Annotated in this window: 14 protein-coding genes; 5 read left to right on the forward strand and 9 right to left on the reverse strand. The window is 68.9% G+C overall.

Features of this window, described 5'->3' with window-relative positions; all coding sequences use genetic code 11:
- Positions 1-18 precede the first annotated feature (18 nt).
- The 4 genes from ABUA37_RS06660 to ABUA37_RS06675 form a co-directional block, all read right to left on the reverse strand.
- Positions 19-459, reverse strand: coding sequence for a hypothetical protein (locus ABUA37_RS06660; RefSeq protein WP_349898341.1), 441 nt, complete (start codon positions 457-459; stop codon positions 19-21).
- An 82-nt stretch (positions 460-541) separates the two neighbouring features.
- Positions 542-1,312 carry a zinc-binding dehydrogenase gene (locus tag ABUA37_RS06665; protein WP_349898342.1) on the reverse strand — a complete coding sequence of 257 codons (771 nt, stop codon included), beginning with the start codon at positions 1,310-1,312 and terminating at the stop codon, positions 542-544.
- A gap of 120 nt (positions 1,313-1,432) precedes the next feature.
- Positions 1,433-2,809: an FAD-binding oxidoreductase gene (locus ABUA37_RS06670; protein WP_349898343.1), complete on the reverse strand. Its 1,377-nt coding sequence runs from the start codon at positions 2,807-2,809 to the stop codon at positions 1,433-1,435.
- Positions 2,809-3,744: a ribokinase gene (locus ABUA37_RS06675; RefSeq protein ID WP_349898344.1), complete on the reverse strand. Its 936-nt coding sequence runs from the start codon at positions 3,742-3,744 to the stop codon at positions 2,809-2,811. Before ABUA37_RS06675 ends, ABUA37_RS06670 begins: the two co-directional genes overlap by 1 nt.
- 117 nt (positions 3,745-3,861) lie before the next feature.
- Here ABUA37_RS06675 and ABUA37_RS06680 point away from each other — a divergent pair, with 117 nt between their 5' ends.
- From ABUA37_RS06680 to ABUA37_RS06690, 3 genes are all read left to right on the forward strand, one after another.
- Positions 3,862-5,394 carry an AlkA N-terminal domain-containing protein gene (locus ABUA37_RS06680; RefSeq protein ID WP_349898345.1) on the forward strand — a complete coding sequence of 511 codons (1,533 nt, stop codon included), beginning with the start codon at positions 3,862-3,864 and terminating at the stop codon, positions 5,392-5,394.
- 74 nt (positions 5,395-5,468) lie between these two features.
- Entirely contained in the window at positions 5,469-5,636 is a 168-nt protein-coding gene (locus tag ABUA37_RS06685) for a hypothetical protein (protein WP_349898346.1), read from the forward strand.
- Positions 5,637-5,638: 2 nt separating this feature from the next.
- Positions 5,639-6,649: a YihY/virulence factor BrkB family protein gene (locus tag ABUA37_RS06690; RefSeq protein WP_349898347.1), complete on the forward strand. Its 1,011-nt coding sequence runs from the start codon at positions 5,639-5,641 to the stop codon at positions 6,647-6,649.
- A 1-nt stretch (position 6,650) separates the two neighbouring features.
- Here the strand turns inward: ABUA37_RS06690 and ABUA37_RS06695 are convergent, their stop codons facing one another.
- Positions 6,651-7,265, reverse strand: coding sequence for a TetR/AcrR family transcriptional regulator (locus ABUA37_RS06695; RefSeq protein WP_349898348.1), 615 nt, complete (start codon positions 7,263-7,265; stop codon positions 6,651-6,653).
- A gap of 49 nt (positions 7,266-7,314) precedes the next feature.
- Between ABUA37_RS06695 and ABUA37_RS06700 the strand changes: the two genes are divergently transcribed.
- On the forward strand, positions 7,315-8,769 hold the full coding sequence (locus tag ABUA37_RS06700) for an MFS transporter (RefSeq protein ID WP_349898349.1): 1,455 nt from the start codon (positions 7,315-7,317) through the stop codon (positions 8,767-8,769).
- On the opposite strand, the gene ABUA37_RS06705 is transcribed toward ABUA37_RS06700, so the two are convergent.
- The 3 genes from ABUA37_RS06705 to ABUA37_RS06715 all read right to left on the reverse strand — a co-directional run bounded on the left by ABUA37_RS06705 (position 8,766) and on the right by ABUA37_RS06715 (position 11,766).
- The gene (locus tag ABUA37_RS06705) at positions 8,766-10,241 is read right to left on the reverse strand and encodes an aspartate ammonia-lyase (protein ID WP_407075359.1); all 1,476 of its coding nucleotides are present in this window, start codon (positions 10,239-10,241) and stop codon (positions 8,766-8,768) included. The genes ABUA37_RS06700 and ABUA37_RS06705 overlap by 4 nt on opposite strands.
- A gap of 77 nt (positions 10,242-10,318) precedes the next feature.
- The gene (locus ABUA37_RS06710; protein WP_349898351.1) at positions 10,319-10,519 is read right to left on the reverse strand and encodes a hypothetical protein; all 201 of its coding nucleotides are present in this window, start codon (positions 10,517-10,519) and stop codon (positions 10,319-10,321) included.
- Entirely contained in the window at positions 10,516-11,766 is a 1,251-nt protein-coding gene (locus tag ABUA37_RS06715) for an inorganic phosphate transporter (RefSeq protein ID WP_349898352.1), read from the reverse strand. Before ABUA37_RS06715 ends, ABUA37_RS06710 begins: the two co-directional genes overlap by 4 nt.
- 127 nt (positions 11,767-11,893) lie before the next feature.
- Between ABUA37_RS06715 and ABUA37_RS06720 the strand changes: the two genes are divergently transcribed.
- On the forward strand, positions 11,894-12,655 hold the full coding sequence (locus ABUA37_RS06720; RefSeq protein ID WP_349898353.1) for a glycosyltransferase family 2 protein: 762 nt from the start codon (positions 11,894-11,896) through the stop codon (positions 12,653-12,655).
- A gap of 11 nt (positions 12,656-12,666) precedes the next feature.
- On the opposite strand, the gene ABUA37_RS06725 is transcribed toward ABUA37_RS06720, so the two are convergent.
- Complete coding sequence (locus tag ABUA37_RS06725; RefSeq protein WP_349898354.1) at positions 12,667-13,608, reverse strand: alpha/beta fold hydrolase; 942 nt, start codon at positions 13,606-13,608, stop codon at positions 12,667-12,669.
- Position 13,609 lies beyond the last annotated feature (1 nt).

The following is a 13,609-nucleotide window of genomic DNA, read 5'->3' on the forward strand; positions in this document are numbered from 1 at the left end:
GGCGCGGGCGTGCGCCGCTCAGTTCGAGGATGACGCCCGATACGGCTCGAGGGCCGGATCGAGCGGAACGCGCCCGACGGTGTTGACCAGATTGCTCGCGAGCATCTGCCCGGCGAAAGCGAGGAGAGTGAGTCGACGCTCGGGGCTGAAGGTCTCCTCGAGCCTCGCGTAGAAATCGGCGGGAATGTCGTGTGCATTCGTCACGATGAGCCTGCCCCAGTCGACGAGCAACTGCTCCGCCTCGGTGACCTCCGGGTTCTCCGGCGCGTCGCCGGAGTCGATGAGTGCTCTGCGGAACGCGAGGGCATCGTTCTCGCACCGGTTGGCCCGGGAGATCGAGTAGCAGAACAGCGTGAATGCGCGTTCGCCGATCCAGGGAACCAGTTCGTCCTTGAGCTCCAGCCACGCGCGGCGTGACGTGGAAAGAGCTTCGTCGCTCGGAATCGGGAGGAACGTCATGGTGCCAGCCTAGGGAATCCGGCGGCCTCGATGCATCCGCATGACGCCGCGAGTTGGCGACGTACACACCGACCGGCCGGACTCAGGCCGCGAGCGCCACGGAGCGCGGGCTCCTGACGAGGGGCGCGACCTCGACGCCGTCGAAGACCCCGGAGCGAATCGCGAGGAACAGGTCGGCCGCACCCTGCTGGATGCTGCCGCCACGAAGGTGCTCGGACAGTCGCGGTCGCAGGATGGTGACCTCGCGCTCGCGAGCGGCCTCGGAGCCGTGCTGCGTCTCGGCGGCGCGACCACAGAGCACGAGTTCGCCCCCACGCCGCAGCGAGCCCAGCGAGGCCTCCCAGGTGGCCGTACCGACTCCGTCGTAGACGACGTCGACGCCGCGTCCCTCGGTGTATTGGCGCACTCGCGCCTCAACGTCGTCCTCACCGAAGACGATGACCTCGTCGGCGCCGGCACGGGATGCGATGGGACGCGATTCGCTGGATCCGACGGTTGCGATCACGGTGGCACCGAGCGACTTCGCCCAGGCGACGACGAGCGAGCCGAGGGGGCCCGCGGCGGCGTGCACGAGCACGGTCTCACGACCGCCAACGGCGTGAGCCTCCTTGACCAGCACGCGGGCAACGAGTCCCTGTGGCAGGAACGCCGCGGCCTGCTCGGCCGTGACGTCGCGAGGGATGCCGATGAGGTTCTCCGAGTCGAGGAGGTGCACCTCGGCGAGGTCCGCGCGCGCGCCGAGGCTCGCGACGCGGTCGCCCGGAGCGAACCCGATGACATCCGGACCGACCGCGTCGATCGTGCCGACGACGGCCCTGCCGCCGATCGCGACGGCGTCGGGCACAAATCGCACGGTGCTTCCGCCGGGGCGGGCCACTGCTGCCTGTGCTGTCTTAGATTGCATGTACAAGACAACCGGGATGCCATTGGAGGTATTCCCCGAAAGACGCCCGCGCGAGCGCCGAAAGCGGCCTCAGAACACCTTGCCCGGATTCAGGATTCCGCGCGGGTCGAAGACAGCCTTGATCTGCCTCTGGAGCGCGAGCTGGTCGCCCCCGAGCTCGTTGCCGAGCCACCGTTTCTTCAGGATGCCGACGCCGTGCTCGCCCGTGAGCGTGCCGCCGAGCGCAAGCGCCTCCTGGAACAGCGCGTCGGCCGCGGCCCAGACTCGGTCAGGCACGACACCCGTGTCATCCGCCTCGTACACGAAGTTCGGGTGCAGGTTGCCGTCCCCGGCATGCGCGACCGTGGGGATCGACAGGCCGAACTGCTTGCCGATTCGCGCAATCGACTCGAACATTCGGGGCAGCGCACTTCTCGGCACGGCAATGTCCTCGATGAGCACCGTTCCCAGCGCCTCGAGTGAGGGGTGGAATGCCCTGCGGATCGCGAGCAGCCGCTCCCCCTCGGCGGCATCGGTGCTGAGCTCCGCATCGCCGCCGAAGGAACGGACGATCTCGAGCGCCTCGGCCGCCTCGCTCGCGCTCGCGGCGCCATCCGTCTGCACCAGCAGCCAGGCATTGCCTCGCCCGATCAGATCGAGGCCGAGTTTCGCACCGATCGCCCGAAGCGATGCCGCGTCGAGCAGTTCCATCGCGGCGGGATGGAGGCCGGCGGCCGTGATGGCGGCAGAGGCGGAGGCCGCGGCCGCCACGTCCGAGAAGTGGGCGCCAATCGTCGCCACGGTTCCCCGCACGAGGGGTCGCAGCTTGACCGTCGCCTCGACGATCACGCCGAGCGTGCCCTCCGAGCCGATCATGAGCGCCGTGAGGTCGAGGCCGGTGACGCCCTTCACGCTGCGGTGGCCGAGCGTCAGCAGGCGTCCGTCGGCGAGCACGACCTTGAGTCCGAGCACCGCCTCGCGCGTCACGCCGTACTTCGCGCACAGCAGACCGCCCGCGTTCGTGGCGATGTTGCCGCCGACCGTGGAGATCGCCTTACTCGCGGGATCCGGCGCGAACCAGAGACCGTCGGCCTCGAGCGCGGCGTTGAAATCCGCGTTCAGGATGCCGGGCTCGACGACCGCGAGCTCGTCCGCCGCCGACACCTCGAGGATGCGATCCATCGCGAGGGTGGACAGCACGATCTCGCCGCGGCCGGCGGTCGCGCCACCCGCGAGACCGGTTCCCGCGCCCCGCGGCACCACGGCCACGCCGAACTCGTTCGCGATGCGCAGCGTGGCCTGCACGTCGCCCACGCTGCGGGCCGTGACGATGGCGAGCGGCGCGTCCGTGGATCGGTGGCCGGACTTGTCCTCGCGCGCGGAGTCGAGCGCTTCCGTCTCGACGGATACAGCGTCTCCGAGGCCGTCGCGCAGCGCCGCGAGCACGCCGGCACTCTCACTCGCCATCAGGACTGCCCCACCGCTTGCGACAGTCGAGCCTCGATGCGATCGCGCTCCGGAATCGAGGGCACGGCGCCCTCGGTCTGCACCGAGAGGGCCGCCGCCGCACTGGCGAAGCGCGCGGCCCCCGCGAAGTCCCGACCCTCGGCGATGGCCGAGGCGAAGGCGCCACAGAACGTGTCTCCCGCGCCGGTGGTGTCCACGGGGGTCACCGGGAAGGCCGCGACCCGCGCGAGTTCCGCTCCCGCGTCGAACAGCACGGAGCCCTCCGCACCGACGGTGACGACCAGGCGCGGTACGCGTGACGCGAGGCTGCGCGAGGCTGCCGCGAGGTCGCTCGACCCGCCCAGCTCGCTCGCCTCGTGCTCGTTCACGATGAGGTAATCGAGCGCCGCCAGGAGGTCATCGGGGAGCGGCTGCGCGGGAGCCGCATTGAGCACGACCGTCGTGCCCGCCGCCTTCGCCGCCCTCGCTGCTTCGACGACGATCGCGAGGGGCAGCTCGAGCTGCAACAGCAGCACGGATGCCGCGGCGAGCGCCGTGCGGTCTGCCTCGGTCAGGTGCAGCATGCCCGCATTCGCGCCGCTCGCGACGATGATCGTGTTCTCCCCGGCCGGGTTCACGACGATGAAGGCCTGCCCGGTCGGCTCGTCTACGCGGCGCACGAGTTCGCGTGCGATGCCCACGGTCGTGATCGTCTCGGCCAGCTGCTCGCCTGCATCGTCTCGGCCGAGTGCCGCGATGAAGGTCGTTGCCGCACCCGCTCTCGCCGCCGCGACGGCCTGGTTCAGGCCCTTGCCGCCGGGGTAACGAGCGGCGCTTCTCGCGAGCAGCGTCTCGCCGGGCAACGGGATGCGGTCGGCCGCGAAGACGAGGTCCTGATTGGCACTGCCGACGACGACCACGCCCTCTCGCGGGCCCGCCGACGCCGTTGTTGTCATGCGTCCAATCTAGCCCGCGGCGGCCCGGCGTCCGGATCCCGGCAGCGCGGCAGCCCCATGCCGAGTCATGTCTGATTTCCGCTAGTGCCTCTCGGCCGCACGTGTCACAGTGGAGGCATGAACGCGACTCCGGCCGTCATCGCCGTCAACGATCCGCTCTTTGCGGAGCGCTATCGCGCCATGTCGTCGCGCGACTCCCGCTTCGACGGCCAGTTCATCACGGGCGTGCACTCCACCGGCATCTACTGCCGACCGAGTTGCCCGGCCACGACGCCGAGGCCCACCAACGTCACCTTCTATCGCACCGCCGCCGCCGCGCACGAGGCCGGGCTGCGCGCGTGCAAGCGCTGCCTGCCCGACGCCGTACCCGGATCCTCGGACTGGCGGCTGCACGATGACCTCGCGGCGCGCGCCATGCGCCTCATCGCGGATGGCGTGGTCGAGCGAGAGGGCGTCTCGGGCCTCGCGAGCCGGCTGGGCTACACGCCTCGCCACCTCGGTCGTGTACTGGTGCAGGAGCTCGGCGCCGGTCCGCTCGCGCTCGCCCGCGCGAATCGGGCGCAGACCGCGCGAACCCTGCTCACGAGCACCGAACTGCCGATCGCGGACGTGGCCTTCGCGGCCGGCTTCGCGAGCATCCGCCAGTTCAATGACACCGTGCTCGCGGTATACGAGACGACGCCAACCGAACTTCGAGCGCTCGGGATCGCGCGGGCACGACGCCGCGGGGCCCGGCGGCCGCACTCGCTCGAGACACCGGGAGCCGCGCGCGCGACCTCGATCACGCTGCGTCTTCCCGCCCGCCAGCCCTTCGACGGAGCCGGACTGATGCGCTTCTTCGCCGACCACGCCATTCCCGGCATCGAAACCAGCTTCGATGCCGCGGCCGAATCGCACTTCCGGCGAGCCGTGCGGCTGCCGCACGGCACGGCCACCGTCGACCTCGCGCTCGACCAGACGACCCCGGGCGCGACGGCGCTGCGCTGCACCGCCCGGCTCGACAACGTCACGGATCTCGCGTCCCTCGTCTCCCGCGTGCGCCTGCTCTTCGACCTCGACGCGGATGCCGCGGCGATCGACGCGGCGCTCTCGGCCGACCCCGCGCTCGCCCCCTCGGTGCACGTTCGCCCGGGAATCCGACTGCCCGGCAGCCTCGACGCCGAGGAGACGCTGTTCCGCACCCTGATCGGGCAGCAGATCTCGGTGAAGGCCGCGCGCACCGTGCTCGGCAGGATCGCGGCCGAGCTCGGCGAGGGCGACGAGGCGAGCGGCACGCGGCTGTTCCCCACCGCGGCACGAATCGCCGAAGAGGGTCGGGGCGTGCTTCGAGGCCCGGCGTCCCGCATCGCGACCGTGCTCGGGGTGGCCGAGGCACTCGCATCCGGCTCGCTCGTGCTCGACATCGGGATGCCGGTGGACGAACTGACAGCGAGACTCGTCGCCCTACCCGGCGTGGGGCCATGGACCGCCGGCTACCTCGCGATGCGGGTGCTCGGAAACCCCGACGTGCTGCTCACGAGCGATCTCGTGATGCTGCAGAGCGCCGCGAAGCTCGGGCTCCCCTCGACCGCGCGTGGGCTTGCCGACTATGGCGCGCGCTGGGCGCCGTGGCGCAGCTACGCGGGACTACACCTCTGGCGCTCGCGCTGACGCTCGGCTGGACGCTTGCCGGATGCGCCCGGGCGCGATGCGAAGGAAGATAGAGGCTGACGAAAGGCGATCCGATGACCAGCGACAGGGAATACGAACCGCACCCCGACGACGAGCGGGAGGTCGATCTCGACGGCGAGGAGAAGATTCAGGGACCCACCGTCGACCCGGATGAGAGGGTCGAACTGGACGAGGTCAACCCTGAGCAGGCGGAGCTCGACGCCAACCGCGAAGTGGAGTAGCCGTGCCGCCTGGCGAGGAGACCACTCGCGGCATCGGTCTCCCCGTCTGGATGTACGCGCTGCGGCGCTCCTGGAACGGTTTCGTGCGCCACCGTGGCATCGACAGCGCCGCGGCCCTCACCTTCTTTGCGGCGCTCGCCACGTTTCCCGCGACCCTCGCCGTCGTGTCGGCACTCGCGCTGTTCGATCACAGGAAGGGCGCGGTCGTCGACCTGCTCGACGCGATCAACACCGTCGCGCGGGACTCGACCGTGGCCATGCTCTCTCAGCCGCTCACCCAGTTCACGCACATCCCCAATCCCGGATGGGGACTCATCGTCGGCATCGCGCTGACGGTGTGGTCGACATCCGCCTATGCGACGGCATTCGGTCGTGCGGTGAACGGAGCCTATGAGGTGGAGGAGGGTCGGCCGTTCTGGAAGTTTCGCGGCCTCATGCTCCTGCTCACCGTTCCGCTCGTTGCCGTCTTCTCGCTCATCGTCGCGATCCTCCTGTTCACGCGTCGCGTCGTCACGGCAATGGGCAAGACCCTGGGATTCGGCGCTCCGTGGATCGACGTCTGGGACGGCGGACGCTGGGTGCTCCTGGCGATACTCGCCGTGCTCATCATCGGCGTGCTGTACTACTTCACCCCGAACGTGTCTCGACCGCGCTTTCGCTGGGTGAGCTGGGGCGCCACGCTCGCGCTCGCCGGATGGGCGGTGGTGACGGCGGGGTTCGCCTTCTACGCCGCGAACGTCTCGAGCTACGACAAGATCTACGGCTGGCTGGGCGGTGGCATCGCGATGCTGCTCTGGCTCTATCTCAGCAACCTCGTGCTCGTGCTGGGCGCCGAGCTCGATTCCGAACTCGTGCGCGTGCGCCAGTTGAGTGCCGGCGTCGCCGCCGAGGACGACGTCAAGCTGCCGCCACGCGACACGCGTCGAAGCCGCAGGCTGGAGCGCAAGCGCGCCAGAGACGAGGCGGACGGCCGCACCCTGCGCGACGACGGGGCTCTGGACGACGCCTCCTGAGTCAGAGCCCGGGTGCTACTCCCCGCCGGAGCGCGTCGAACAGGCGCTCGAACCGTGCGCGATGGTCGGCCACGACCTCGTCCCTCCGCTCCCCCGCGATGAGGCGGCCTGCGGTTTCCACGAGCACAGTGGTGTAGCCGGCGACGAAGAAGCATGCGAATAGTGCGGCGTCGTCCTCAAAGTCGGCATCGCGCTCAAGCTCTTCCCGAAGCACGCCCTGGAGTTCGGCCGCGATGTCCCGAGCCCGCGCGACGAGCGCGGATGATGCCGCGACGGTGCGAAAGAACGGAATCGACCGATCGTCGAGGCCCGAGAGCGGATGTCCATCCTCGATGAGCCGCAGGGTCGCGGCGTGCAGGGAGTCGAGCACGTCGCCGCCCGAAGCGCGGTCGCGCACGGCCGTACGCACGAGCTCCTCGGCATCCACGGCCCGATCGAGAAACAGGTCTTCCTTGCGCGGGAAGTGATTGAAGACCGTGACGCTCGAGACGCCCGCTTCGCGCGCGACCTCGGCCACGGTCACCTCGTCGAAGCCGCGGTCGATGAACAGTCGTGCCGCGACCTCGGCGATCTTCGAGCGTGTCTGAGGCCCGCCGCGCTCGCTGGTTCGCGCCATCTCGGCTCACTCCCTTGTGTAACTAAACTTAGTGACCTAATCTAGTGACATGTCCACGAACAAGTCTCTGTCATTATCGCCCGCAGGCCCTGCCAGCTCACCGCACTCGCTGCGGGAGGCCGGGGTCGCTCTCGCCGGCCTCTCCGCCGTCTTCCTGTTCGAGATGCTCGATAACTCGATCCTCAATGTCGCCCTCCCCACGATCGCCCGGGAGCTGCACGCGTCGACCGCCGGCCTGCAGTGGGTCACGGGCGCATACGCCGTCGTCTTCGGCAGTCTGATGCTGGGCTTCGGTGCCATCGCGGACCGCGTCGGGCGCCGCCGCGTCATGCTCATCGGCCTGGTTCTGCTCGCCGTCGCGAGCCTCGCCACCGCCTTCGTCACGACCGCGGAGCAACTGATCGCCGTGCGCGTGGCGATGGGAGCGGCCGCAGCGATGACCACCCCGGGCTCGATGGCGCTCGCTTTCCGCCTCTTCGACGAAGACGGCCTGCGGGTGCGCGCGACGACGCTCATCTCCACGGTGGGCCTTGTCGGGCTCGCGATCGGCCCGACGATCGGCGGGTTCGTGCTCGCGATCGCGCCCTGGCAGGTGCTGCTGCTCATCAACGTGCCGATTGCGGCACTCGCCTTCCTGGGCGTGCGCCTCGGCATCTCTGCGGATGCGGCGGAGGAGTTGCACCGCGATCCGATCGACGTCGCGGGAGCCCTGCTCGGCACCGCCGCGATCGTGCTCGCGCTGGTCGCACCCACCGCGTTCCTCGGTGACGGCGTGGGCTCGTGGATTCCGTGGTCAGTCGCGACCGGGGCGCTGCTCTGCGCGGTCGCCTTCGTGCTTCGCGAGCGCACCGCGCGGCATCCGCTGCTCGACCTCGCGCTTCTGGCTCGCCCGCTTGTCTCGAGCGGTCTCGCCTTCAAGGCGGCCGCAGGCATCGCTACCGCGGGCCTCGGCTACCTCGTGACACTGCAGTTGCAGCTCGACTGGGGCTGGACCCCCGTGATGGCCGCCCTCGGCATGCTGCCGCAGGTGGTCGTGCTGATCGCCGGCGGCGCCGTCATCCGGCCCTTCGTTGATCGGGTCGGCCTCGACCGCGCGGCCTGGTTCAGCGCCGCGGCCGTCGTCGTCGGACTCGGCGTCTACGCCGCACTCGGTGGTGTCGGCTACGGCTGGATCGCGCTGGCTCTCGTGCTCGTGGCGGCGGGAATGCGCGTCGTCGGTGTCGTGGCCGGAGTCAACGTGATTCGGGGCCTGCCGAGCAACCGCACCACGATCGGAGCCGCACTCGTCGACACCGCGAGCGAGGTCGCCTCAGGCACCGGAATCGCGATCGGTGGCACCATCCTGGCGGCGCTCTTCACGGGGGACATAGCCGCGTCCGGCTGGAGTGTGCTTCAGCGCAGCGAATTCCGGGATGCCGTGACCATCGGCGCATTCGCGCTCACCGCCGTTGCAGCGGTGCTCGTCACCTCGGGAATCGTGTGGGCCAGGCGCGGGCGTGACTAGTCCTGGTCGGTCGAGACCGGCCTCACCACGCTGATCACTCCCGTTGTCGGAACGAGCCCGCTCAGCCGCTCGGGAGCGAGCACCCTCGCCACCTCCTCGGCGGACATCAGCCCGGCCGAGACCACGAGGTCGGCGATCGAGGAATTCGTCGTGAGCGCCGTGTGGGCGAGCGTCGCCGAGGCGGAATAGCCGATGTAGGGAGTGAGCGCCGTCACCACGCCCACCGAGGACTCGACCTGGGCGGCGAGCCGTGTGACGTTCGCGCTGATGCCGTCGATGCAGTTAACACGCAGCGTGCGCGACGCGTTGGTCATCCAGGCGATCGACTGCAGGATGGAGTGGGCAATCACGGGCTCGAAGGCGTTCAACTGCAGCTGGCCGCCCTCCGCCGCGGCGGTGACCGTGGCATCCGCCCCGATCACGCTGAAGGCCACCTGGTTCACGACCTCGGGGATGACCGGGTTGACCTTGCCCGGCATGATCGAGGACCCGGCCTGCACGGGCGGCAGGTTGATCTCGGCGAGGCCGGCCTGCGGGCCGCTCGAGAGCAGCCGAAGGTCGTTGCAGATCTTCGACAGCTTGACCGCGTTGCGCTTGAGCGTGCCGCTCAGCGTCATGAAGACGCCGGCGTCCGAGGTGGCCTCGATGAGGTCGGGGGCGGTGACCATGTCGAAGCCGGTGATCTCGACCAAGTGGCGACGCACCGCATCCGAATACCTCGGGTCTGCGGTGATGCCCGTACCGATGGCCGTGGCGCCCATGTTCATCTCGTTGAGCCACGGAATGGTCTCACTGAGCCGGTCGAAGTCCTCCCGCAGCGTGTGCGCGAAGCCCATGAATTCCTGGCCGAGCGTCATCGGAACCGCGTCCTGCAGCTGGGTGCGACCGACCTTGAGGATGCCGGCGAACTCGGCCCCCTTGCGCGCGAAGGCCTGTTCGAGCTGGGTGTGCTCGGTGAGCAGCCGCTTGATGCCGAAGACCATCGCAAGCTTGATCGCGGTGGGATACACGTCGTTGGTGCTCTGGCTGCGGTTGACGTCGTCGATCGGATGCAGGTGCTCGTAGTCGCCGAACGGGAGCCCCATGAGCTCCAGGCTTCGGTTCGCGATGACCTCGTTGGTGTTCATGTTGGTCGAGGTGCCCGCCCCGCCCTGGATCACTCCCACGAGGAACTGGTCGTGCAGTTCGCCGTCGATGATCTCCTGGCACACGCGGTCGATGACGTCGGCCTTGGCCGGTTCGAGCACGCCGAGCTCGCGGTTAGCGCGTGCGGCGGCCTGCTTGACGGTGGCGAGCGCACGCACGAGATCCGGGTAGACCGAGATCGGTCGGCGCGTGATGGGAAAGTTCTCGAGCGCTCGGGCGGTGTGGATGCCCCAGTAGACATCCGCGGGAACGTCCATCGGCCCAAGCGAGTCGATTTCGGTTCGCGTGCTCGCGGTGGTGGGTGCGGATGGGTTTACTGCGTTCACGATCTGTTCTTTCACGTTGAGTCGGGCTCCTTTGCCTGTGCCACTTCGACTCTACGCGGCGCACCAGCGCCGACCGGTTACTTAAACCCGGGAATGATCAGGTAAATCCCGTAAAGGATCAGCAGGCCGCACGCGACGAAGCTTGCCACGCCGAGCGGCCGTCGCCAGCCGCTTTCCGCGGCAACGAGGCGAAGTCCCAGGGAGAACAGCAGCACGACGCCGCAGGCGCCGACAACCGACACGATGAGCACGATGAGGAAGCTGGCCCACTCGATCATTTGCCCCGCCCCTTCGACCCGCTCTTGCTCTTTGCCGCGTTCTTGCTCTTGGGCTTCTTGTGCTTCTTCGGCGGCTTCTGCTTCTTGGGGCGCTTGGCCTTCTTCGGCTTCTTCGGCTTCTTGGGGCGAACGAAGGCCGTGGGCTCGAGCTGCATGCTGCCGGCGTGCACGCGATTGCGGCGGGAGTAGAGGAAGATCCAGGCGATGATCACACCCGCAACGACCGCGTCGATCAGGATGCCCCACATGCCAAGACCGCCAGGTAGCGCCACCCAGGATGCGAGCGCCCCCACCGCGGCCGAAGCCGGGATCGTGATCACCCAGCCGATCGCGATGCGGCCCGCGGTGCGCCAGCGCACCGACGCACCCTTGCGTCCGATGCCGGTACCGATGACCGAGCCCGAGGCAACCTGCGTCGTGGAGAGCGCGAATCCGAGGTGGCTGGAGGCGAGGATGGCGGCCGTCGTCGAGGCCTCAGCCGCAAATCCCTGGCCCGGCTCGATCTCCGTGAGGCCCTTGCCCATCGTGCGGATGATGCGCCAGCCGCCCGTGTAGGTGCCGAGTGCAATGGCAAGCGCGCAGACGATGATGACCCAGAGCTCTGGGCCGGTGCCTGGCTTCTGCAGGTTCGCGGCGATGAGGGTGAGGGTGACGATGCCCATCGTCTTCTGGGCGTCGTTCGTGCCGTGCGCGAGCGAGACGAGCGAGGAGGTGAAGATCTGGCCGTACTTGAAGCCGGGGCGCTGCCTCTTCTTGACCACGGCATAGGCGATTCTCGTGGCGAGGTAGGCCGCCAGGCCCGCGACGATGGGCGCCAGCAGGGCGGGGAAGACGATCTTCGACAGCAGGACGCCGAGGTCGATCGAGCCGAAGCCTGCACCGACGATGGCCGCTCCGATGAGGCCGCCGAACAGCGCGTGGCTGGACGAGGACGGCAATCCGAGCAGCCAGGTGACCAGGTTCCAGAGGATGGCGCCGATGAGGCCCGCGAAGATCATCACCGGTGTGATCTGGATGCCACCCTGACCCTCTCGGATCAGGCCGCCGGAGATGGTCTGCGCCACCTCGGTCGACAGGAATGCGCCCACCAGATTGAGCACTGCGGCGATGGCAACGGCCACTTTCGGACGCAGTGCGCCAGTCGCGATCGGTGTCGCCATCGCGTTGGCTGTGTCGTGAAAGCCGTTGGTGAAGTCGAAGAAGAGAGCCAGCACGATAACCAGCACGACCATGAGCGAGATGTCCACTGGGGACGAGTCTTACAGGCGCGTGAACGCTTGGCAACCTGACGGTTAAGGGGATATCGTGTTGGACCCTCCGCGGCGGCGCCCGGCGCGCGACTCCGTGGCAACTGCCGCGTAGAGTCTTCCCATCATGGTCTCGATCTCTGTCGTCGTTCCGTGCCGCAACGATGCAGACATGCTCGCGGTGTGCCTCCGCGCACTGGCCGGCCAGACTCGCCGGGCCGACGAGATCATCGTGGTCGACAACGGCAGCACGGATGCGACCGCGCTGGTCGCGGTCGATGCGGGCGCGCGCGTGATCCACGAGCCCGTGCAGGGCATCGCGCGGGCGACCGCCGCCGGCTTCGATGCCGCGAGCGGCGACATCCTCGCGCGACTCGACGCAGACTCGATCCCGCCGGCCGACTGGCTCGAGCGGATCGAGCGCGCGCTTGCGACCGCGGGCGGCCTCGCCGCCGTCACCGGCCCGGGCGACTTCTACGGCTCCAGCCGTCTCGTCGCCTGGCTCGGGCGCACACTCTACATCGGCGGCTACTTCGCCTTTGTGGGATTGCTGCTCGGGCATCCGCCGCTCTTTGGCTCGAACCTGGCGCTCGACGCCGCGGTCTGGGGCCGCGTGCGCCACCTCGTGCACACGACCACGCGACAGGTGCACGATGATCTCGACCTCAGCTACCAACTGCGGCCAGACATGACGGTGATCTACGACCCACGACTGCGCGTGGCGATATCTGCGAGGCCGTTCGACTCGTGGAAGGCACTGGGGCGCCGCCTCGGCTGGAGCTACACCACCTTTCGCCTCGACTTCGAGCAGGAACCACCGCTGAAGCGCCGAGCGGAGCGCCGCCGCTGGGCGCGAGCGCGGGCGACGGACAGCGCGCGATCGAACTGAGCGATGACCGTTCAGTCCGCCGCGAACAACTGCAGCAGGTCGCGGTCGAGCTGGTGTGGTGCGGTCTCGCAGGGGCTGTGTCCCGCGCGATAGACCGCGAGCCTGGCACCGATCTGTTCGGCGAAGGTGGCGTGCAGCCGCAGCGGCCAGAGGTCGTGCTCGCCCACTGCGACGAGCTTCGGGATCGCCGATTGCCTGAGTGCGTCGCGGAGGTCGGGTGCGTTCATCATGAGTTCGATGATGTCGCGCACCGCCTGGCGCCTCGTCACCGCGAAGCGCAGGTTCACGAAGCGCAGCCGACCGGGGGTGACCCTGGTGAAGTTGCGCTTGATCCCCCAGATCATGAGTGCCGCACCGATGCTGCCGTTGGCCAGGCCACTGAACCAGCCGATGCGGCTCACACCGCGGAAGCCCTGGCCGGGTTCCGGCGGACAGCTGAGAAGGGTGAGGCTCGCGAACAGCTCAGGTCGCCGCACCAGCGCGATTTGCGCGACCGTCGCCGCGTAGGAATAGCCGAGCACGTGTGCGCGACCGGTCCACTCGAGCAGGGCGATCATGTCGCCGGCGAAGAGTTCGTAGTCGTAGTGCGAGCGCGGGGGCCTGAGGTTTTCCGGTCCGGCGTTCGCCGATTCGTACTGCCCCGCGAGGTCGTAGCTCACGACGTAGTATCCAGCGGCTGCGAGCTCAGGCAGCATGAGCGAGAAGTCCTCCTTCGACCCGGTCACGCCGGGGGCGAGGAGCACGGCGGGGTTCGCGGGATCACCGAGCGTCACGACCGCGAGAGAGCCGCTCGGTGCGTCGAATCGGATGCTGCGCGAACCCTCGGGAAGAACGGTCCAGTCGATGTCGGGCAGGTTCGCGTCGCGCGCCGCGACCTCGTCGAACACGGCGGAGCCGAACTCGTCGGGCGCTGCCCCATCGGGCCCTGTGGAGCGCGGATTCTGTGTCACCACG

The organism is Parafrigoribacterium soli, from assembly GCF_040227235.1.
Lineage (GTDB): Bacteria > Actinomycetota > Actinomycetes > Actinomycetales > Microbacteriaceae > Parafrigoribacterium_A > Parafrigoribacterium_A soli.